The sequence below is a fragment of the Rhodococcus koreensis genome, from assembly GCF_017068375.1.
Taxonomy (GTDB): domain Bacteria; phylum Actinomycetota; class Actinomycetes; order Mycobacteriales; family Mycobacteriaceae; genus Rhodococcus_F; species Rhodococcus_F koreensis.
Genome location: NZ_CP070609.1, coordinates 1,008,725 through 1,030,087, shown reverse-complemented (window position 1 = coordinate 1,030,087; position 21,363 = coordinate 1,008,725). Strand labels below are relative to the sequence as shown.

The 21,363-nt window shown below is 69.8% G+C and carries 19 protein-coding genes; 8 read left to right on the top strand and 11 right to left on the bottom strand.

Going from position 1 to position 21,363, the window contains the following annotated elements; translation table 11 throughout:
* The first annotated feature begins 66 nt into the window (after nt 1-66).
* Both JWS14_RS04665 and JWS14_RS04660 read left to right on the top strand, forming a co-directional pair.
* Nucleotides 67-1,419 (top strand): M20/M25/M40 family metallo-hydrolase, encoded by a 1,353-nt coding sequence (locus tag JWS14_RS04665; RefSeq protein WP_095863666.1) that lies wholly within the window; start codon nt 67-69, stop codon nt 1,417-1,419.
* Between the two features lie 33 nt (nt 1,420-1,452).
* Entirely contained in the window at nt 1,453-1,983 is a 531-nt protein-coding gene (locus JWS14_RS04660; RefSeq protein WP_072941804.1) for a YbhB/YbcL family Raf kinase inhibitor-like protein, read from the top strand.
* Between the two features lie 76 nt (nt 1,984-2,059).
* Here the strand turns inward: JWS14_RS04660 and JWS14_RS04655 are convergent, their stop codons facing one another.
* Genes JWS14_RS04655 through JWS14_RS04645 form a run of 3 tightly spaced genes read right to left on the bottom strand, consistent with a single transcriptional unit; the run spans nt 2,060 to nt 4,391 of the window.
* Nucleotides 2,060-3,130: a quinone-dependent dihydroorotate dehydrogenase gene (locus JWS14_RS04655; protein WP_206012608.1), complete on the bottom strand. Its 1,071-nt coding sequence runs from the start codon at nt 3,128-3,130 to the stop codon at nt 2,060-2,062.
* Nucleotides 3,131-3,140: 10 nt separating this feature from the next.
* Nucleotides 3,141-3,380, bottom strand: a complete 240-nt coding sequence (locus tag JWS14_RS04650; protein WP_072941800.1) for a DUF5703 family protein — start codon at nt 3,378-3,380, stop codon at nt 3,141-3,143.
* Nucleotides 3,381-4,391: an NHL repeat-containing protein gene (locus JWS14_RS04645; protein WP_095863667.1), complete on the bottom strand. Its 1,011-nt coding sequence runs from the start codon at nt 4,389-4,391 to the stop codon at nt 3,381-3,383.
* 184 nt (nt 4,392-4,575) lie between these two features.
* Here JWS14_RS04645 and JWS14_RS04640 point away from each other — a divergent pair, with 184 nt between their 5' ends.
* Complete coding sequence (locus JWS14_RS04640) at nt 4,576-4,929, top strand: hypothetical protein (RefSeq protein ID WP_072941965.1); 354 nt, start codon at nt 4,576-4,578, stop codon at nt 4,927-4,929.
* Nucleotides 4,930-4,939: 10 nt separating this feature from the next.
* Here JWS14_RS04640 and JWS14_RS04635 read toward each other — a convergent pair whose 3' ends face one another.
* The 5 genes from JWS14_RS04635 to JWS14_RS04615 form a co-directional block, all read right to left on the bottom strand.
* Entirely contained in the window at nt 4,940-5,809 is an 870-nt protein-coding gene (locus tag JWS14_RS04635; protein WP_072941963.1) for a heme ABC transporter ATP-binding protein, read from the bottom strand.
* Nucleotides 5,806-6,879, bottom strand: coding sequence for a FecCD family ABC transporter permease (locus JWS14_RS04630; protein ID WP_072941795.1), 1,074 nt, complete (start codon nt 6,877-6,879; stop codon nt 5,806-5,808). Before JWS14_RS04630 ends, JWS14_RS04635 begins: the two co-directional genes overlap by 4 nt.
* Nucleotides 6,876-7,916: a heme/hemin ABC transporter substrate-binding protein gene (locus JWS14_RS04625; protein ID WP_206012607.1), complete on the bottom strand. Its 1,041-nt coding sequence runs from the start codon at nt 7,914-7,916 to the stop codon at nt 6,876-6,878. Before JWS14_RS04625 ends, JWS14_RS04630 begins: the two co-directional genes overlap by 4 nt.
* The gene (locus JWS14_RS04620) at nt 7,913-8,599 is read right to left on the bottom strand and encodes a biliverdin-producing heme oxygenase (protein ID WP_072941791.1); all 687 of its coding nucleotides are present in this window, start codon (nt 8,597-8,599) and stop codon (nt 7,913-7,915) included. The genes JWS14_RS04625 and JWS14_RS04620 overlap by 4 nt, the downstream gene beginning before the upstream one ends.
* Nucleotides 8,600-8,695: 96 nt before the next feature.
* Nucleotides 8,696-9,625 carry an aldo/keto reductase gene (locus JWS14_RS04615; protein ID WP_072941788.1) on the bottom strand — a complete coding sequence of 310 codons (930 nt, stop codon included), beginning with the start codon at nt 9,623-9,625 and terminating at the stop codon, nt 8,696-8,698.
* Between the two features lie 232 nt (nt 9,626-9,857).
* On the opposite strand from JWS14_RS04615, the gene JWS14_RS04610 reads away from it, so the two are divergent.
* The 5 genes from JWS14_RS04610 (at nt 9,858) to mshC (ending at nt 14,291) form a co-directional block, all read left to right on the top strand.
* Entirely contained in the window at nt 9,858-10,703 is an 846-nt protein-coding gene (locus JWS14_RS04610; protein WP_072941787.1) for an undecaprenyl-diphosphate phosphatase, read from the top strand.
* 40 nt (nt 10,704-10,743) lie between these two features.
* On the top strand, nt 10,744-11,442 hold the full coding sequence (locus JWS14_RS04605) for a histidine phosphatase family protein (protein WP_072941784.1): 699 nt from the start codon (nt 10,744-10,746) through the stop codon (nt 11,440-11,442).
* A gap of 128 nt (nt 11,443-11,570) precedes the next feature.
* A complete protein-coding gene (locus JWS14_RS04600) occupies nt 11,571-12,164 on the top strand; it encodes a DUF3090 domain-containing protein (RefSeq protein ID WP_072941781.1) in 594 nt (197 codons plus the stop codon).
* Nucleotides 12,165-12,167: 3 nt separating this feature from the next.
* Nucleotides 12,168-12,971, top strand: a complete 804-nt coding sequence (locus tag JWS14_RS04595; RefSeq protein ID WP_072941779.1) for an SCO1664 family protein — start codon at nt 12,168-12,170, stop codon at nt 12,969-12,971.
* A 72-nt stretch (nt 12,972-13,043) separates the two neighbouring features.
* On the top strand, nt 13,044-14,291 hold the full coding sequence (mshC, locus tag JWS14_RS04590) for a cysteine--1-D-myo-inosityl 2-amino-2-deoxy-alpha-D-glucopyranoside ligase (RefSeq protein WP_095863668.1): 1,248 nt from the start codon (nt 13,044-13,046) through the stop codon (nt 14,289-14,291).
* A 39-nt stretch (nt 14,292-14,330) separates the two neighbouring features.
* On the opposite strand, the gene JWS14_RS04585 is transcribed toward mshC, so the two are convergent.
* From JWS14_RS04585 to JWS14_RS04575, 3 genes are read right to left on the bottom strand one after another with little or no spacing between them, the layout of a single operon-like run.
* Entirely contained in the window at nt 14,331-18,488 is a 4,158-nt protein-coding gene (locus JWS14_RS04585; protein WP_206012606.1) for a TIGR02680 family protein, read from the bottom strand.
* Nucleotides 18,485-19,879: a TIGR02678 family protein gene (locus tag JWS14_RS04580; RefSeq protein WP_072941773.1), complete on the bottom strand. Its 1,395-nt coding sequence runs from the start codon at nt 19,877-19,879 to the stop codon at nt 18,485-18,487. The genes JWS14_RS04585 and JWS14_RS04580 overlap by 4 nt, the downstream gene beginning before the upstream one ends.
* Nucleotides 19,876-21,327: a TIGR02677 family protein gene (locus JWS14_RS04575; RefSeq protein WP_095863995.1), complete on the bottom strand. Its 1,452-nt coding sequence runs from the start codon at nt 21,325-21,327 to the stop codon at nt 19,876-19,878. The genes JWS14_RS04580 and JWS14_RS04575 overlap by 4 nt, the downstream gene beginning before the upstream one ends.
* Between the last annotated feature and the right edge of the window lie 36 nt (nt 21,328-21,363).

Genomic DNA, 21,363 nt, shown 5'->3' with positions numbered 1-21,363 from the left:
ACCGCCACGGCCCAAATCGCCCCTCTCACCTGAGCGTTTCCGCCTGCCCGATGGTAGGAAAGTGGAGTGCCAACTACACAGGAAACCCCAGGCCAGGGTCGCGCCGAAGCCGAAGTCGTGGATCTCGTCAGTTCACTGATCCGCTTCGACACGTCCAACACCGGAGAGCTCGCGACGACGAAGGGCGAGCGCGAGTGTGCGGAGTGGGTGGCGTCCCAGCTGCAGGAAGTGGGCTATGAGACCGAATACGTGGAGTCGGGCGCACCGGGTCGCGGCAACGTGTTCGCGCGGCTGAAGGGTTCGGACCCCGACCGCGGCGCGCTGTTGCTGCACGGTCACCTCGACGTCGTACCCGCCGAACCGGCCGATTGGCGCGTCCACCCGTTCTCCGGAGCCGTCGAGGACGGGTACGTGTGGGGTCGCGGCGCCGTCGACATGAAGGACATGGTCGGGATGATCCTGGCGGTCGCCCGCCAGTTCAAGGCGGAGGGCATCGTTCCGCCCCGCGACCTCGTGTTCGCGTTCGTCGCCGACGAGGAGGCCGGTGGCAAGTACGGCTGCCAGTGGCTGGTCGAGAATCGTCCCGATCTGTTCGAGGGGGTTACGGAGGCCGTCGGCGAGGTCGGCGGCTTCTCCCTGACCGTTGCCCGCCCGGACGGCACGGACCGCAGGCTCTATCTCGTCGAGACGGCGGAGAAGGGTCTCGGATGGATGCGGCTGACCGCGAAGGGCCGGGCCGGACACGGTTCGTTCCTGCACGGCGACAACGCCGTCACCATCCTGGCGCAGGCGGTCGCCCGGCTGGGGGCACACACGTTCCCGCTGGTCATCTCCGATTCTGTGGCCGAATTTCTCGAAGCGGCAGGCGAGGAGACCGGACTCGACTTCGACCCGACGTCGCCCGACCTCGACGGCACCCTCGCGAAACTCGGCTCCATCGCCAACATCCTCGGTGCCACGCTCCGTGACACCGCGAACCCGACCATGCTGTCCGCCGGCTACAAGGCCAACGTCATCCCGCAGACCGCGGAGGCCGTCGTCGACTGCCGGATCCTGCCCGGCAGGCAGGCCGAGTTCGAGGCGACGATCGACGAACTCATCGGACCGGACGTCCAGCGCGAATGGATCACGAAGCTCGACTCCTACGAGACCACGTTCGACGGGCATCTGGTCGACGCCATGAACGACGCCATCCTTGCCCACGACCCCGGCGCCCGCACCGTGCCGTACATGCTGTCGGGCGGAACCGACGCCAAGGCGTTCGCGAAGCTCGGCATCCGGTGCTTCGGATTCGCACCGCTGCAGTTGCCTGCGGACCTGGATTTCGGTGCGCTGTTCCACGGCGTCGACGAACGGGTACCCGTGGACGCACTACTGTTCGGTACACGCGTGCTGGAACATTTTCTGCTCCACAGCTGATCGAAAACCGATACGCGACAAGAGAGGAACCGCATGTCACACGATCCGTACGAGGCACTTCCCGACCTGCCGAGTTTCGAGCTGACCTCCACCGACGTCACCGACGGGCAGCCGCTGAACAAGGAACAGGTCAGCGGAATCTTCGGCGCCGGCGGCCACGACAACTCACCGCAGCTGTCGTGGTCGGGGTTCCCCGCCGAGACCAAGAGCTTCGCGGTGACGGTGTACGACCCCGACGCGCCGACGGTGTCCGGGTTCTGGCACTGGGCGGTCGCGAACATCCCGGCCGACACGACCACGCTGGTGAGCGGCGCAGGCGACGACGAGGGAACCGGGCTCCCGACCGGTGCGATCACGCTGAAGAACGACGCCGGACTGAGTCGTTTCCTCGGCGCCGCCCCGCCGGCAGGTCACGGGCCGCACCGCTACATCATTGTGGTCCACGCGGTCGACGTGGAGACCCTCGACGGCGTCACGGCCGAGTCGACGCCCGCGTTCCTGGGGTTCAACCTGTTCTCCCACGCGATCGCCCGCGCGAAGATCCAGGGGACGTACGAGCAGTAACTCCGGTAGTTCCGGAAACACCGGTGGCCGGCGAATCCTCGGGATTCTCCGGCCACCGGTCTCGGTGCGGGTTGCGTCAGCGCACGGCGCCGGCGCCGACCGCATCGGCGATCGAGGAGTAGCCGGCCTCGCGCACCTTCCGGGCCAGGCCCTTGTGGATGCGGCGAGCCCAGAACGGGCCGCCGTAGATGAAGCCGGTGTACCCCTGCACGAGGGACGCCCCGGCCAGGATGCGTTCCCACGCCTGGTCGAGCGTCTCGATGCCGCCGACGGAGATCAGCACCAGGCGATCCCCGACCCGTGCGTGCAGGCGGTTCAGGACCTCGAGGGATCGTTCGGCGACCGGAGGGCCGGACAACCCGCCCGCGCCGATCGCCGTCACCTCGTCGTCCGGGGTGTTCAGGCCGTCTCGCCGGATGGTGGTGTTGGTCGCGACGATGCCGGCGAGGCCGAGTTCGAGGGCGAGATCCGCGACCGCGTCGACGTCGTCGTCGGACAGGTCCGGGGCGATCTTCACCAGCACGGGCACGGTCACGGTGTCGAGTACCGCACGCAGCAGCGGCCGGAGGGATTCGACGGCCTGCAGGTCGCGCAGTCCCGGGGTGTTCGGTGAGCTGACGTTGACCACCATGAAATCGGCGAGCGGGCCGAGCAGTTGCGCGCTCGCTGTGTAATCGGCAGGGGCGTCCGCGGCGTCCACGATTTTGGTCTTGCCGATGTTCGCGCCGATCGGGACGCCGGCCCGGCGCTGACGCAGGTGATTGGCCGCGTTGCCTGCGCCGTGGTTGTTGAACCCCATCCGGTTGATCAGGGCACGGTCCGCGGGCAGCCGGAACAGGCGGGGAGCCGGGTTGCCGGGCTGCGCCTGGGCGGTGACGGTGCCCACTTCGGCGAACCCGAATCCGAGAGGACCCCACGCGTCGACACCGGTGGCGTCCTTGTCGAACCCGGCGGCCAGCCCGAGCGGCGCCGGGAAGTCGAGTCCGAACACTGTGTTCCGCAGTATCGGATCGTCCACCACGAGAACCCTGGCGACGAGTTGGCGCAGCGGCGAGAACCGCGTGACCAGGCGCATCGCAGCGAAGGCCAGGTGATGAATTCGCTCCGGAGGAAGGCAGAACATCACCCGTAAGAGCAGGTGGTACAAGGAGGTCTCCCTAGATTGCGGGGTCGGGGACATGGTGAGCGGTCTTCCTTCGTTTGAGCAGAACTCGGCGGCTTCCGTCGGAGTACAGACGGACCCGCGACAGCTCCCAGCCGCCGAATTCCGCCTGGATGGCCAAGCGCATCGATGCGCTGACGCGGGTGACGTCGGGCGGCAGCCGAAGCGGCACGTACTCGTAGTCCTCGGATTCGATCTCCCACCCGGAGGGGAGTCGACGTGAATGCGATGCCATCTACGAACTCCTCGTCGGGATCTGCTGCAAGCCGTCTCCCGTCGCGGAACCGATCAGGAGGTCACCGTTCACGGTATCCACACTGACAGAGTTCGGCTGCCGGACGGTGGGATACCGGGCCGTTTCCACGCCGACACCGCTGGACAGGTCGAATCCGACCACCTCGTTGGTTCCGGTCAGCGTGACCCACGCCCGGTCGGCGGAGTCGTCGTAGGCGACGGCGTACGGCGCAAGTCCGGCTGGGAACCGCTGACGGAGCATCAGTGTGTCGGTGGTGTAGGCGAGCAGTTCGTCGCCGGTGGTGTCGGTGACGAGGATGCGCCCGTAGTGGTCGGTGGTGAGTTGCGTCGCACCTTCACCGGCGCGCAGCGCGACGCCGAGCGCGGAACCCGGGACGTCGACGGCGGTGACGGACGTCTGACCGCGGTCGAGGGCGGTCAGCGAGTCGCCGACGACGGCCAGCCCGTCGACGGAGGTGAGGCCGTCGATCACCTGTGACTCGTTCGTCTCGGTGTTCACGATGTGAATCTCGCCATTGCCCAGGCCCATCGCCAGCCGGCCGTCGGGCAACTGCGCGACCGAACGGACGTCGCCGTCGGCGGGGACGAACGTCACCTCGCCCGTGCGCAGGTCGAGCCGTCCTACCTGCGTGTTCATCGCGAGAAGGGCCACGCCGCCGGGAGCGAGGGAGACCTGGGCGACGGCCCCGTCGAGCGGAATCGTGCGCGGAGCCGCCGTGAAATCGCCGGCCGGGAACAGCAGGATCTCGTTGCCTTCGCCGCCGAGGACGACGGTCGTGCGGGTCTCGGGGTCGAAGGTGGTCGAATCGATCGGCACGCCGACGGGGTGGACGACACCCGCGGGCGCGGTGCTCTGCGCCGGGGACTGCGCGGCAGTCGCGGGCGCGATCGTGATCGCCTGATCCTCGTCGGAGTTCGACGAACAACCCGTGACCAGTAGAAATGCCGCTCCGATACACGAGGCGACGACGCGCGCTCCCGGTCTACCCATGTGCTGCTCCTCGGGGTTCTCTCAACGACCTACACCTGCACAACTGTCCACTAGCATCCCTGATCCGCGAAACGCCCACGAATTCGGTCGGTGCCGAGCGGGTGCCGAGGCGATACCGTGAGAAACATCGACCCCGCGCCCGGTGGTTTCCCGACCGCCGGCCCAGGTCATCGAGGAGCAGACCGTGGAAACACCCGAAACGCCGACGTTCACCGTCGAAGACATCTCGGTCGGACCGCACGCGCACGGCTTCGGCCGGACCGCCGAAGGCAACTCCTACGCATTCCGCGTGCGCAAGAGCACGATGCACGTCGAGGTCTACCGCGCCGACGTGGAAACCGAGGTCCCGGACCCGGACGACATCGTGGCGTCGGCGCGGCGCTCGGTCCGGGAGATCGACCTGACCGACGAGCGCAGCATCGTCGCCGTCGTGCGGGACGCCGTGTCCGATCCCGATTCCCTGGTGGTGGGGACGGAGGACGGCATCACCGTGCGTGCGGTCCTCAGCCGCCTGGGCGCGGTCATCGACGGACTGTGACCGCCGGCCGCTAGCGGTGGTCGCGGCGGGGGAGGACGAGGGTCGCGCCGGTCACCGGGTGCGCGATGACCTCGACGGGGTGCCCGTACACCCGGGTCAGCAGGTCCTCGGACAGGACGTCGCGGGGAGGCCCGTCGGCCGCGACGCGGCCCTGCTCGAGGACCACGATCCGGTCCGCGTACGCGGCGGCGAGTGCGAGGTCGTGGAGCACGACCACCACCGCGGTGCCCCGTTCCGCGCGGGAGCGGGCGAGACGCATCACCGTCTCCTGATGGCCGAGGTCGAGGGCGGCGGTGGGCTCGTCCAGCAGGATCGTCTCGGTCCGCTGCGCCAGCACCCGGGCCAGCGCCACGCGGGCGCGTTCGCCACCCGACAGCGCGGTGAACGGCCGGTCGGCGAACGCCACCACGTCGCAGATCCGCATGGCCTCGGCGATCGCGGCGGCGTCGTCGTCGGTGCGGGGTGTGCGCGCCCACGGGGACCGGCCCATCGTGATCACCTGACGTGCGGTGAACGAGAATCCGACCGTGTTCTGCTGGGGGAGGACCGCCCGTCGCTGGGCCATCTCGAGCGCCGTCCACTCGCCGAGGTCCCGGTCGTCGAGGTGCACGCTGCCCGCGTGGACGTCCTGATCACCCGACAGCGCCGCGAGAAGCGTCGACTTGCCCGCCCCGTTGGGGCCGACGAGAACGAGGACCTCCCCGATCCGCACGTCCACGGACACGTCGTCGAGGACGGGTCTGCCGCCGCGGGTGACGGCGATGCCGTCCGCGCGCAGCGTCACGGCCCCCGAGGGTCGCGGCGGGGGCACCGGATCGGTCCGCCGGAACAGGTTCTGCTCGAGGGCCTCGCCGACGCGGGTGCGGAACGACGGATTCATGCCCATCCGCCCTGACTGGCCCGGGTGCGGCGCAGCAACCAGAAGAAGAAGGGCCCGCCGACGAGGGCCGTGAGCATGCCGAGGGGGAGGTCCGCGTTGGCCACGAGCGACCGGGCGCCCAGGTCGGCGAGCAGCAGCACGAGGGAACCGCACAGCGCGCTCGCCGGAATCAGGGCTCGGTGGCCCGGACCGACGGCGATCCGCATCAGGTGCGGGACCACCAGCCCGACGAACAGGATGATGCCGGTGAAGGCCACGCTGGACGAGACGAGCAGGGCGACGATCAGCACCGCGATCTGACGCAGCCGTTCGACGTCGAGGCCGAGGTGACGTGCCGCGTTCTCGCCGAGCGAGAGCAGGTCGAGTTTCCCGGCGATCGTCATCGTGGCGGCGATCCCGGCGACCGTCATCGGCGCCACCACCGCGACCGCGCTCCAGGTGGCCCCGTTGAGGCTGCCCAGTTGCCAGAAGACGATCTGATCGCGCGCCGCAGGGGACGCGACGAACGTGAAGAAGGCGATGAGTCCGCCGGCGAACGCGTTGACCGCGACACCGGTCAGGACGAGGGTGACGACCTCGGTGCGGCCCTCGTGCCGGGCGAGGAGATACACGGCGACGGTCGTGACCAGTCCGGCGACGAAGGCGGCCGCGGCCACCGTCCACCCGGCCGCGAACGCGCCGCCGACGACGATCGCGGCGCTGGCGCCGACCGCGGCGCCCGCGGACACCCCGATGACGCCGGGTTCGGCGAGCGGGTTGGCGAACACACCCTGCAGCAGCGCTCCCGCGCATCCCAGTGCCGCCCCGACCAGGATCGCGAGGATCACGCGGGGGAACCGGACCTCCCACAGCGTCACTTCACCGCTGGGGTGCGCGGGCATCGGCCCGAGATCCAGTCCGACGCGGTGCAGGATGCTTCCGACGACCTCCCCGGGGCCGGTCGGCACCTGACCGATGCAGGCCGAGAACACGGCGGCGACGGCGAGGGCGATCAGCAGACCGCCGAGAACGGCACCGGTCCGGGTGCGTGACGAGGGCTTACCAGGAGCGTCGAGGTCTTCGACCGTCATGGAGTGGCGGCCGGGTAGACGGCGTCGGCCAGAGCGCCGAGGACGCGACCGGTGTTGGGGCCGAAGCTCAACAGCACCCCGTCCTGCATGTCCACGACCCGCTGGTTCCTGCCCGCCGGTGTCTGCGCCACCCCGGGGACCTTCTCCAGGCCCTCGATCCCGCCGATCGATTCGAGTCCACCGGTCATCATGAGAAGCACGTCGGGGGCGGCGGCGATCAGTGCCTCGCTGGTGATCGGGGCGAACTGCTGGGTGATCCCCGAGGCGGTACCGGCGTCGACGGCGCCGAGCGCGTCGATCAGGGAGTCGGCCCCCGATCCCGGGCCGCCGATCATGGTGATCGCGGTGCCGCGCAGATAGAGGAACGCGATCTTCAGCAGATTCTCGCCCTGGGGCGCGCGACTGCGGGCCGCCGCGATCTCGCTCTCCGTGCGGGCCGCGAGTTCCCGGCCCTGCTCCGGCACCCCGAGCGCATCCGCCACCGCGGTGATCTGGCCGGGCACGCCGTCGAGGGTGCGCGTCGGATCGAAATAGACCACCGGCACCCCGGCGGCCCGCAGCTGATCCTGCACCGCCTGCGGTCCGATGCTGGTGTCGGTGAGGATCACCGTCGGCGCCAGGTCGAGGATGGCCTCGGCATTGAGGGACTGCCCACCCGGTGTGACCACCGGCACGTCCTGCGCGGCCGGGAACTCGGACGCGATGTCCCGGCCCACCACGTTGTCGCCGAGCCCGAGCGCGAACACCGTCTCGGTGAGCGTTCCGTAGCGGTCCGCGGTCACGATCCGGCTCGCGTCCGTGATCGTCACGTCCACCCCGTCGAAACTGCGGACCGTGACGGGCAGCGCCGGTGTCGCCGGGGACGCGAGAGGCTCCGGATTCAGGTCGTCGAGGACCGCCGTGCGCGCGCCGCCGGTACCGCCCGCGCTGTCGCCGGTACCGGAACTGCACGCCGACACGGCCACCGCGGCCACCAGGAGCAGGACGAGAACGGCGAACAGCGACCTGTCTGCGCGGGTACGGGACACCAGCCTCATCGTGCGCGATACCGGTCGATGCCGGCTTCGAGGTCGGCGAAGAGGGCGCCGTTGAGGCGGTAGGCGAGGTTGACCTCGTCGATCACCCGCTGCTGGTCCTCCGGAGACAGCGGCGCCGCGTCGAGTGTCGCGCGGTAGGTATCCTTGAACACCTTCGGTTTCGGGATCTCGTCGAAGGTGTAGAACTGCAGGCCCTCGGTGCTGTACCCGTAGGCGCGCTCGAGCATGCGCCGGATGATCTGCCCGCCCGACAGGTCGCCCATGTACCGGATGTAGTGGTGCGCAACGAAACCGGCGGGCCATTCGTACGCCACCTCGCGGAGCCGTTCCACGTACCGGGTGGTGGCGGGCAGCGCGGAGACGGTGTCCCGCCACGACGGCCCGCGCAGGAACTCGAGATCCGCTTCCAGCGACGGAACCCGCAACAGCTCGTCGTGGAGAAACGGCGACACGACGGGGCTGCCGGTGTGGGCGCGCCCGGCGTCCTCGAGTTCGCGGTAGACGAGGTACGTCTGCGCGAGCAGTTCGGCGTAGCCGTCCGAGGTGAGCTCACCGGCGAGCAGGGCCCCGACGAAGCGGGACTGCTCGGTCTCCCGGTGAGCGGCGTCCGTGCCCGCCTTGATGCGCTCGGCGAAGCCGACGGTTCCGCGGTCGGCCGCGTCGGCCTCGTTCAGCGTGGTCATGGACTCTCCTGCGGATCTACGGACGTCGGCCGGTGAGCACCAGGTTAGCCTGCCCTGCACGTGAACTGCAGGTGCACGTCCGCCTGCCCGCCCGCGCTACGCGCTGACGTCGTCGAGCGCGGCCGCGATCGCTGCGGGCAATTCCAGCTCCTCGGCGACGAGCACTCCGGTCAGCTGGGCGATGTCCCTGGCCCCGACGACCGCGCTCGCGACCCCGGGACGGTCGCGTGCCCAGGCGAGTGCGACCGCCAGCGGGGACGTGCCGAGACCGTCGGCGGCGGTCACGACCGCGTCCACCACCCGCACGGACGAGTCGGTGAGGTAACTCTGGACGTCCTGCGCGTGCGCTTCGTCGGCCCCGCGTGAATCGACGGGGATGCCGTTGCGGTATTTGCCGGTGAGCACCCCGCGGGCCAGCGGCACGGCCGCGAACATCCCGACGCCGTGATGGGCGGCTGCCGGAACGAGCTCTTCCTCGACGCCCCGGGCGAGGAGCGAGTACTCCACCTGCGTGGCGACGAGCGTGGTGCCCCGGGACGCGCCTGCCGCGGTCGCCAGCTGCCAGCCCAGGTAGCCCCTCGCCCCGACGTACCGGACCCGGCCGCTGGACACCGCGAAATCGAGTGTGGCGGCGACCTCGTCGACCGGCGTGAACGGATCCCACGTGGCGACCTGCCACATGTCCAGGTAGTCGGTGCCGAGCTCGCGCAGGGTCGCGTCGAGCTGGGCGACGAGTCCCCGTCGCGAGCAGTCGATTCGCGAGGGTCCCGCCGGGTTGATGCCCGAACTCGAGCTCAGGACGAGTTCCGTGCGCGGCACCACGTCGTCGAGCAGTTCCGCCAGGATCCGCTGCGCCGCACCGTCGCCGTATGCGGGGGAGGTGTCGACGAGGGTTCCGCCCGCATCGACGAACGCCGCGATCTGCGCGGCGGCTTCGTCGCCGTCGGTGTCCCGACCCCAGGTGAGCGTGCCCAGGCCGAGACGTGACACTCGCAACCCGCTTGCTCCGACCGATCTCTGTTCCATAACCGCCTGCGTCTCGTACCGTAGCTGCAACCCGGGCATCCCCCGAAGATGCTGGTGCCCCCGGGACCGGCCACCACAGGAGCAGAGTAGTGGGGTATCGCGTGGCAGGGGTCCTGCCACGCCGGATTCTGCCGGAGGTCACCCCCACCGGTACCGTGGCGCCGGTGAATTACGAACGCGACATGGGAAATTGGCGTCAGAGCGGCACATTCGGCCTCGGGACCGGTGAGTGATGGGCGAGGCGATGACCTGGCTCCAGGCGATTGTCCTCGGTGCCGTCCAGGGATTGACCGAGTTCCTGCCCATCTCCTCGTCGGGCCATCTCCGGATCGTGTCGGAGGTCTTCTTCGGTGACGACGCCGGTGCCTCGTTCACCGCCGTCACCCAGCTCGGCACCGAGGCCGCGGTGCTCATCTACTTCGCCCGGGACATCGGACGGATTATCGCCGGCTGGTTCCGGGGACTGTTTCATGCCGAGCATCGCAGTGACCTCGATTACCGGATGGGCTGGTATGTGATCATCGGCACGATTCCGGTGGGTGTGCTCGGGTTCCTGTTCAAGGACCAGATCCGCACCGGAGCCCGCAACCTGTGGCTGATCGCCACCATGTTGATCGTGTTCGCGTTCGTCATCGCGGCGGCCGAGTACTACGGGCGGAAGGTGCGTCCCGTCGAGGACCTGCGCGCCAAGGACGGCATCATCATGGGCTCGGCCCAGGCGCTCGCCCTGATCCCGGGAGTCTCGCGGTCGGGCGGCACGATCAGCGCCGGCCTCTTCCTCGGACTCACCCGCGAAGCCGCGGCCCGCTATTCGTTCCTCCTCGCCATCCCCGCGGTCGTCGCATCCGGGCTGTTCAGCCTGCCGGACGCATTCGAACCGGCCGGTGAGGGTCTCAACGCGAGCGGTCCGCAGCTCCTCGTCGCGACCGCGATCGCCTTCGCCATCGGTTACGCGTCGATCGCGTGGCTGCTGCGTTTCGTCGTCGACCACTCCATGTACTGGTTCGTCGGCTACCGCATAATCCTCGGCGTCATCGTCCTGTCGCTTCTCGCGACCGGCGTCGTGTCGGCCACCTGAGATCGGGCGGTCGGGGAGTGCGCGACACTAGGCTGGGCCAATGACAGTTGTGCTGCTGCGCCACGGGCGGTCGACCTCGAACACTGCACACACGCTCGCCGGCCGGTCACCGGGAGTCGAACTCGACGACCGCGGCCGCGAGCAGGCGCAGGCGATCGTGGCCCGGCTCGCCGACGTGGTGATCGAGGAGATCGTGCACTCACCGCTTCTGCGGTGCGAGCAGACGGTGGCACCGCTCGCCCGAGCACGGGGCCTGACCCCGGTGGTGGAACATCGGCTGGTCGAGGTCGACTACGGCGAGTGGACGGGTCGCGAGCTGAAGGTCCTGCTCGAGGAGCCGCTGTGGAAGATCGTGCAGCAGCACGCGTCCGCCGCCGTGTTCCCCGGCGGAGAAGGGCTCGCCCAGGTCCAGGCGCGGGCCGTCGCCGCGGTCCGGGAGCACGACGCCCGGCTCGCGGAACTCCACGGCCGCGACGTCGTGTGGGTGGCCTGCTCGCACGGTGACGTCATCAAGTCGGTCCTCGCGGACGCCCTCGGCGCGCACCTCGACGGATTCCAGCGGATCGTCGCGGAACCCGCCTCCATCAGCGTCGTCCGGTACACCTCCACCCGCCCCTACGTGCTGAAGATGAACGACACCGGGGCCGATCTGTCGGGGGTGAACGTGCCACCGGCGTCGGGAGACGGCGCCCGGGCCGAAGTATCCGGATCGGTGCCGGGCGGGGAGGTCCGGTTGTGATGATTGGGCGGACACCGCCGGTAACGATTGACGGATAATGAACGCAGCATGCTGCGAGGAACAGTCCGAGACGGAACAACGAGTGGGCAGCGCCGCAGTAGGGCCCGGCTCCAGCTGAAGGAGGTGCAATGTCACGCGCAATTCACGTATTCCGCACTCCTGACCGATTCATTGCCGGGACGGTGGGCGAACCCGGCGACAGGTCGTTCTATCTCCAGGCAGTACACGAGGCGCGAGTGATCAGCGTCCTACTGGAGAAACAGCAGGTACAGGTCCTGGCCGACCGGATGGGACTTCTCCTCGAGGAAGTGCACCGCAGGTTCGGCACGGAGGTTCCCCCGGAAGGGGCCGAACTCGACGACTCGAGCCCACTCGTCACCCCGATCGACGCCGAGTTCAGGGTCGGCACGATGGGCCTGGGCTGGGACGCGGACGCCGGAGCCGTCGTCGTGGAACTGCTCGCCGTCAGCGAGACGGAATTCGACGAGTCCGTCGTCCTCGACGACTCCGACGACGGACCGGACGCCGTGCGCGTCTTCCTCACCCCGCTGCAGGCGAGGGACTTCTCCCTGCGGTCCGAGCGGGTCATCGCCGCCGGTCGCGCACCGTGCCCGCTGTGCGGCGAGCCGCTCGCCCCGGAGGGACACATCTGCATCCGCACCAACGGGTACCGCCGCGGCCAGAGCTTCGGACTCACCCCGGAAATGGACGAGGAGGACTGACGGTTGCCTGCCGAGGAGTCCGATCCCCTGGAGTCCGGCGAGCTGACCCTCATCGGCCAGATCACCCACGCCAGTAACGCCACCCTGGTCTGCGACGCGGCCGCGGGTGAGAACACCGTCCGCTGCGTGTACAAACCGGTCCGCGGGGAACGCCCGCTGTGGGACTTCCCGGACGGCACGCTCGCCGGACGGGAGTACGCGTCGTATCTCGTGTCCGAGCAGCTCGGGTGGGGTGTGATTCCCCGCACTCTCCTGCGGGACGGTCCGTTCGGCCCGGGGATGGTGCAGCGGTGGGTCGACACCCCGGACCGGCACGCCGACGACACCGGCGGTCTCGACCTGGTCGACATCTGCGCGCCCGACGCCGTCCCCGAGGGGTGGTTCGAGATCTTGCGCGCCACCGACATGGACGGCGAACCGGTCGCACTGATCCACGCGGACGACCCGCGGCTGCAGCGGATGGCCGTTCTCGACGTGCTGATCAACAACGCCGACCGCAAGGGCGGCCACGCGCTCGAGGGTCTCGACGGTTCCGTCTACGGCGTCGACCACGGCATCTGCCTGCACACGGAGAACAAATTGCGGACCGTGCTGTGGGGGTGGGCCGGGACGGAGGTGCCGGGCGCCCTCGTCGTCGACATCGCCGAACTGATCTCCTCACTCGAGGGCGACTTCGGCGCGCGGCTCGGCGAGCACATCACGTCCGGCGAGGTGGCCGCGCTGTACGAGCGCGCCGTGGACCTTCTCGCCGCACCCGTGATGCCCCGGCCGAACGGTCACCGGCCCATCCCGTGGCCCGCGTTCTGAGCGACCCGTTCGGAGCCCGGCGGGCGGCGGCTCCCTCCGAGGCGGAAACGCGGGTCCATTAGGCTCGCTGTCATGCAGTCTTGGTCCGAAACCGCTGTCCCGTCCGTTCCAGGCCAGGGGCCTCCGCTGCGGTTGTTCGACACCGCCGACCGGCAGGTGCGCCCCGTCACTCCCGGACGCACGGCCACGATGTACGTGTGCGGTATCACCCCCTACGACGCGACCCACCTCGGTCACGCCGCCACGTACCTGACGTTCGATCTGGTGAACCGGATCTGGCGTGACGCCGGGCACGACGTGCACTACGTCCAGAACGTCACCGACGTGGACGACCCGCTGTTCGAGCGCGCCAACCGCGACGGCGAGGACTGGGTCGTCCTCGGCATGCGCGAGACGGCTCTGTTCCGCGAAGACATGGAAGCCCTCCGGGTGATTCCCCCGCGCGACTACATCGGCGCGGTGGAATCGATCGGCGAAGTGATCGAGATGGTCGAGAAGTTCGTCGCGTCCGGCGCCGCCTACGTCGTCGACGACGCCGAATTCCCAGACGTGTACTTCCGCGCGGACGCGACGGAGCAGTTCGGGTACGAATCCGGCTACGACCGCGCGACGATGGACAAGTTCTTCGCCGAACGCGGCGGCGACCCGGACCGCCCCGGCAAGCAGAATCCCCTCGACGCGCTGGTGTGGCGTGCGGCCCGGCCGGGCGAGCCGTCCTGGCCGTCGCCGTTCGGTCCCGGGCGTCCCGGCTGGCACATCGAGTGCTCGGCCATCGCCCTCAACCGCATCGGCTCGGGTTTCGACGTCCAGGGCGGCGGCAGCGACCTGATCTTCCCGCACCACGAGTACTCCGCGGCGCACGCCGAGTCGGCTACCGGGGATCGCCGCTTCGCGCGCCACTACGTGCACACCGGCATGATCGGTCTCGACGGCGAGAAGATGTCGAAGAGCCGCGGCAACCTCGTGTTCGTGTCGAAACTGCGCGGCGAGGGCGTCGACCCGACCGCCATCCGCCTCGGACTGCTGTCCGGGCACTACCGGCAGGACCGTCCGTGGACCGAGCAGGTTCTCGCCGACGCCCATACCCGGCTCCAGTTGTGGAAAGATGCCGCCGCACTCGAGTCAGCGCAGTCCGCCACCGACACGATTGCCCGGCTGCGCCAGCATCTCGCGGACGACCTCGACACCCCGAAGGCGCTCGACGCCCTCGACGGCTGGGCCCGCCGCGCCCTCGACAACGGTGGTTCCGACACGAACGCGCCGAGCGAATTCGCCGCGGCTGTGGATGCCCTTCTCGGTGTGCGGCTTCGCCGCCCGTGAGTACTTGTTAACCGCCCGCGGTTAACAAGTACTCACGGGTCAGGCGAACTCGAGGGCACCCTCCGCGGGCGTCGGGACGCGCCGGCGCAGGGGCGAACCGAGCGCCTGCGCCAGGTCGGTGCCGTCGTGTTCGGCGAGTAGCTCACCGTCGGACCACACGAGCAGGGTGGCGCTGACGCTCTGCTCGGCCGTCGAGTGCGCCAGATCGTAGTGCGCGCAGCCCGGCACGCCGCCGTACGTGATCCACAGGTCGAACCCGGTCATGAACAGGTCGAGGTCGAATTGCACGCTGAGACCGAGCAGTTCGGCCCGGCCGTTGTCGTCGACGCCGGCGAACGCCTCGTCCAGCGCCAGCAGTCGCGGGGCGTGCGGGTCGGCGGAGTCGAGCATGACGTGCGCCGCGGCGAACAGCGGCAGGTGCAGTGAGACGGACTGCTCGCCACCGGAGAGTGCGCTGTGCCGGGCGACCGTCAGCCTGTCCTCGTTGCCGTTCCCGCTGATCAGGGTGAACGAGAACACCCGCCACCGCCGGTAGTCGAGGGCGGACGCCAGGATCTCCGGGTACGACCGTTCCGGGTGGGCAGCGCGGGCTGTCCTGATCTGGTGGGCGAAGTGGGCGCGCATCGTGGCGAGTTCGTCTGGGCCCAGCGCCGAGGTGTCGCGCTCGAGCAGTTTGGAGATGGCCTTCGCGCTGTCGTCGAGGTTGTCGGCGAGCACCCAGTGGACGCCGATAGTGTTGCCGGACGACATCCGCCGCTCCCGCATCTCGGTGCCCATCCGGGCGATGAGTTCGCGGGCGTCGACGGTGCGTTCGTGGATCTGCTGGGCGAGACCGGTGAGCAGCGCGTCCTCCAGGATGCGGCGCTCGGATTCGGTGAGCAGCAGTTCCTGATCGGAGCGCGCGGACGCGATACGGGCGGCGAACTCGCCGATCGACGAGTAACCCTCGTCGTCCTGCACCTGCACGACCGTCAGGCCGTCGGGCGCGTCCCACTGCAGCCGGTAGTCCTGGCCGGCGGCCGCGAGTTGCGCGTCGAAGTCCTGCAGCGCGGTGGTGAGCGCCGTCCGCGTCGACTTGCGTGCCGAGTCGCTGACCCGCACCGATTCGGTGGCGCCGTCCAGTGCGCGGAACAGCGCATCCGCCTCGGGGGGCAGGATCGGAGTGTCCTGGTCGGCGTTCTGGATGCGGTACACCAGCTGTTCGGCGCTCATCCACGCCGCCGTACTGGCCGGCCAGGTGTGGCCGCCGTCGACGCCGAGGAGTTCGAGCAGGTCGCGCCGGGCGTACGGCGCGAGGTGGGCGGCGTCGGCGTGGGTTTCGGTGAGCGCCAGCCGGAGCGTCTGGACGGCGGTGTTGTACGCGCCCTCGGCTTTACCGATGGCCTCGCCCGCATCCTTGTCCGCCTTGCGGGCGTCGCGCTGCTCCTTCTTGCACGCCTCGATCCGCGCGTGCGCCTCCTCGAGTTGCCGGTCCAGTTGTTCGGCCCCGGCGCCCAGTGTGTCGCGGAGCGTCTCGAGACGCTGGATCTGTTGCGCGAGCACCTCTTCGGCGACGGCGGCCTCCTCCGCGAATTCCTCCGCGTTGCCGCGCGCCTCGTGCAGCCGGTCCTCGGACTGGCGCGTGTGCTCCACCTCCTTGCCGTGTTCGCGCCTGCACCGCTGCACCATCTCGCCCTGCTTCTCGAAATGCCGCACGGCCGCGGCGAGCGAGTCGATCTCGCGGGCGACGTGGGGAGTCCGGTGCGTGGATGCGGTGGCCCGGAGTTGCTTTTCCTTCGCGGACAGGTCGGCGATGGCCTGGTCGAGTTCGCGGCCGACGGCGGTCGCGGTGTCGGTGCGGCTGCGGAGCGCGCCTGCCGATTCGGTGACCTTCTTCAGCGCGGTGAGGATCGATCCGGTGCGGGGCAGGGCTTGTGCCGCCGCGGTCGTCCGCGTCAGCAACGCTGCCGCCGTATCCGCGGACGCCCGGGTGTCGTCGAGCCGCGCCCGGGTTTCCTCGAGCGTCCGGTCGAGTTCGGTGAGTCGGGCGGCGCGCCTGCGGGCCCGCGCGGTGGTTCCGATGTACTCCGCATCCGATTTCGTGTGCCGTCCCCGCTGGATCCCCTGGCGGTAGGCCCCGTCCCCGGCGACGCCCACCGGACCCTCGGCGAGGTCGAGGGATTCGAGGGCGATGGATTCGAGGATTGCGCGCACACGATCGTCGGGGACACCGGTGTCCTGCTCGACGTCGAGGACGTCGGCGAGGGTCCTGCCGGTGGGCCGATCCTCGGCGGGAAGAGCCACGAGGAATTGTTCGGATTCGACGTCGGGGAGCGCGTCGTCGACGGTGACCCAGCCGTCGAGGAGATTCGCGGCCTCCAGTGCGGCCTCGATTCCCGCCGCGACCGCGGCGTCGACGCCGTCGGCGAACCGGACCAGACGCCAGAGCGGCGCACCGGTCAGCCCGGACCGCGCGTCGTGCCTGCCTGCCGGGAGCGGTGGGGCGTCGTCGTGCTCGGATTCGATTGCCGCGCGCGCCGATTCGTATTCGGCGATCGCCTCGGCCGCGGCGGCGGCGTCCCGGTCGTACTGCTGACGACGCAGCCGGAGTGCGTCGACGGCGTCCGTGGTCTGCTCTGTCAGCGTCTCCGACAGGGTGGCGGCGTCGTCGTCGCCGATCCCGCGGAGGGCGCCGTCCAGTGCGTCGAACAGCGCAGCGGGCGCCTCGATCTCGGCGTAGAGGGACGACTGTTCCGTCCACCAGGAGCGGAGTTCGGTGGCGCATCGGCTGCGGGCCGATTCGACCGCGGTCTCGGCTTCGAGGACGGCCACCGTCGCGGTGTCGAGTTGTTCCTGGCCACGACGTGCCGCGTCGTCGGCGCGGGTCCGCTCGGTGGCGGCCTTCTCGACGGTGGCGAGCGCGGCCCGGACCGCGCGCAGGTCGCCGTCGCGTTCCTCGGCGTGCCCGCGCAGCGCCGCGGTCAACTGGTCGGCGCGCGCGTCGCCGGGGAGTGCGGTCCAGGTGATTCCGGCGTCCTCGGCGGCGACGTGAAGTTCGTCTTCGGCGTGGGCGAGCGCCTCGACGGCGCGGGTGACGGCGTCGCCCGCCTTCTCGTGCTCCTCGGACCGCTGTTCGAGGGTCGCCTTGGCCTTGCGTGCCTTCTCGGCCTGCAGTTCCGTCGACTTCTCCAGCGTCGACACGGCCTGCGCAAGGTCGTCGAGTTGAGTCCGCCCCTCGTAGGCGGTCGACCGTTTCAGTGCGTCCAGGGTGGCGTTGGCCTGGTCGAGTGCGCGGTCGGCGGCGGTGAAGCGTTCCTCGGCGGCCTCCCGGCTCGCCTGGCTGCGCGCCCGGTCGGCTGCCGCCCCGTGGAGGGCGGTGATGCCGGATCGCACCGCGTCGAGACGGGTTGCGAGTTGGTCGACGTCCGTACGCGCCTGCTGGCGAAGGTATTTCGCGTACACACCGACGAAGCTCTGCGCCGCCTGATCCGCCGCCGCCAGCCCCTCGAGCGCCCGGCCGACCTCTTCCATGTCGCTGAACGAGCGCGCCGCCTCGAGGACGAGCTGTTCGTCGAGGGGTCGCAGACCGTCGGTGAGCGCCTGCGACAGTCCCTTGGGGTCGAGGTTCTTCGCGAGCTGGGGGCGGCGCAGCGTGAGGATGAGGTTGATCAGCTGGTCGTAGCGCTGGACACCGAGCCCGAACATCCGGGCGTCGATGGCGGCGCGGTAGTCGAGCGGCCGGTCGGTGATGGAGTCGGTGCCGATCTGCTCGCCGAGTTGCTTCTTCGTGAGCGGACGGTCGTCGGTGCCGAGCAGGGAGAAGTCGACGCCGACCCGGCCGTCGGCCACGAAGTACCAGCGCGTGACCTTGTCGTTGGTGCGGGAGGCCCGCATGCCGATGCCCACGGTGACGGCCTCGGGGTCGTCCTTCGCGCCGCGGCAGAACTCCATCCAGACGTACGAGTACGCGCTCTCCTGCCCGCGGTACAGGAGGTTCGACTTCATGGTCCGTTCCTCGCCGGCGAACGGGTTGAGACGCCGCGGTTCGATCCTGCCGTCGAAGACGAACGGGAACAGCACTTCGAGCGCCTTGGTCTTGCCGGAACCGTTGGGGCCACGAAGAACGAGGCGGCCATCGGCGAAGGAGAACTCCTGATCCCGGTAGTCCCAGAGGTTGATGATCCCGGCTCGGGTGGGCCGGAAACGCGCACTCGTCATGCTGTGATGTCCTCGCTGTCGTTCGCTGAGCTCTGGAACAGGTCGATCTCCGGTGTGCGGTCGCGGATCGTGACCACCACACCGCGGTAGCGGGCGAGCGCCGGGAGCGCGAGCACGCCGCCCGGCACCGCGGCGGTGAGGCGCAGCCGCTCGAGCAGCGCCAGAGCGGCGCGTCCCAGACCGTCGGGGTCGGCCTGCCACCCGGCGGCGAACGTGCGCCCGAATCTGTCGGTCAGGGTCCGGACGGTGTCGGTAATCCACTGGTCCTCGACGACCGGGAAGAGCCGGTCGGCGGGGGCGGGCTCCTCGGGTTCGACCCCGTCGTGGCCTGCCAGGCTGTCGAAGATCCCGGACTGCGGAATCGCGCTGTCGACCTGTTCGACCAGGTCCTCGGACCGGCCCCGCGGCAGCGGCATCCGGGCCGTCTCCGGCGTGTCGGGATCCAGGACACGATCGGCGATCTCCCCCGCGAGCAGCAGCGCGACCTGTGCGACCGTTCCCGTCCCGGGGAACCGGACGTCGGAGAGCCGTCCGGAGGAGTCGATCATCGCGACGCCCTCCTCGCGCCGTTCCGCGACCAGTCCGGTGAGCAACTCGACATCGGCTGCGGTGCGGGGGAGCGCGAGCTGCACCAGTTCGTGATCGTCCAGGTCGGCGGCGTAGACGACGGGCCGTTCGACGAGAGCGCGCCGGACCCGCCGCGCCGTCTCTTTCACGTCGACCGTCCGGGACGTCCCGAACTCCGCGGCGTCGTCGTCGGTCATCGAGTCCGCGCCGGCGAGCAGACCGCGGATGGAGCGGAGATGCTGCAGTGCGCGCGGCGGCCGGAACAGGGCGATGACGACGGACCGGTCGATGTCGTAGAGCGCTTCGCCCGCATCGGGATTGGCGGCCCAGCCGCCCGCGTCACCGTCGGCGAGGGCGATCGCGCCGCGGGCCGCGAGCCAGCCGACGGCGTCGACGAACGCGTCCCGGTCGGACGCGCGTTCGGTGGACAGGTCCACCCCGTCGACCTGCGCGGCGTCGGCGGCGACGTGATCGGCGAGTTCGGACAGGGTGATCTGGTTGCCGGCGCGACCCAATGCGGCCAGCGCCAACGCGAGGTAGGCGTAGCGGTACCGGTCGAACGTGCGGTCGGTGGCCGTCTTGGCCGGGGTCCCGGCGTCGAGTCGGTCGCTGACCGTGAACAGTCGGGCGGTCGTCTCGGTGACCTCGAGCCGGTACCCGAAGAGCGTCATCAGATCGTCGCGCAGTTCGGTGGCCCACCGGCGGAGCAGGGGAAGCGCGATGCGATCCGGATAGGTCTGCGTCACCAGATGATTCGACAGGATGACGCGGGCGGCGCGCTGATACGAATCGAGGGCGAGCGGTGAGATCTCCCGTGCCTTCACCGAACGCTCACCTGCAGTCCGTCGAGGTGCAGTCGTCCTCGGGCGGTGCGCACCACCGTCGATTCGCTGTGCGGGCTGAGGGTGAGCTTCACGCCGTTCTCCGATCCGGTGCTGCTCGTGACGCGGCCGCTGACCGGTACCCGGGCCGTCAGTGCGGCATTGAGCAGGCTCAGCAGCACGTCGGTTTCGGCCTCGTCGAGTTCCCGCTCGTAGACTCCGCCCCGGGCCAGCGACTGGGCGGCGGCCGCGCGATTTCGTTGTGCGGTCAGCTGTTCCTCACGCAGGCGGCGCACGCTGCCCTCGTTGCGCTGCACCCGCGCGGGCAGGCCGGGGGACGGCGGACGTCCGGTCTCGGCCAGCGTGCGGGAGATCTCCACGGGCTGCGCCTCCCACCACGACCGGGTGTCGGGGATGATGTCGGCGTCCGGGTGCACCATCGAGAGGTGGCGCGGACGCCCGAGGTCGAACACCGCCTGGAACAGCGCGTGCGCGGCGTCCTCGTTCGGAGTCGCGGCGAACCAGCCTGCAAGGTGGCGCAATTGGCTCTCCCTGCTGACGCCGCCCTTGCGGGTCTCGGTGACGCGGCGCAACAGCGACAGGACGGCGGCGATGGCGCTCATCGTGCCCTCGCGCAGGCGTTCCGACTCGCTCGGACCCGCCTCGCTCCCGACGAACCAGTGCGTCAAACCGGTCCACCGGGCGCGCCAATCGGCTTCGCGCTCTTCGACATCGAGGAACACCCGCTCGTCGCTGGCGGCGGCCCGCGCCACCATCGCCTCGACACCGGTGTCTTCCACGAGCGCGATGGCCGCGGCGAGTTTCGGCGCATACCGCGACAGGTCGGAGCTGAACTCGCGCATGTGGGTGAGGAGAGCGTCCTTGTGGGACATGAACGTCTCCGGGGTGATCTCCGTGGTGCGGACGAGATCGCCCAGGGTCAGATAGAACTGGGCCGCGCGTCCGGCCATGTCGGACAGCGTCGCATCGAGTCGGTTGAGTTTCCGGTACACCAGGTCGTTGTCGGCGGCGCGATTCGCCGCGGCCAGGTCGTTCATGTCGGCGAGAAGGTCGGGGAGCGCCAGCCGGGACAGCGACGCGTCGTCGAGCCGGGCCGCGAGTGCGTCCTCGACGGCCCGGAACACCTGGTAGCCGGCCTGACTGAACTGGTACACGAAGTGCCGGTTCCGATATTCGGCGAGTGTCGCGGCGCGCGTTCCGTCGTAACTGCGTTCGAGCACTTCCCAGACGTGGAGTTGCTCGAGCAGGGGAGTGACGTCTCCGGCGCCGAGTTGCCCGGCCGGGTCGTCGCCGGCGAGGCCGTCCAGGATGCGGGCGACGTCGCCGGCGTGGAGCAGCACGATGTAGTTGGCGCGGGCGTGATCGAAGGCCCGCAGCACCCACAGATACTCCGCCCGCTTCTCCGCGGTGGCGAAGGAGAACAGTTTCAGCCGGTCGTCCCGGAGCGGGGGAGCGACCGCCGGACG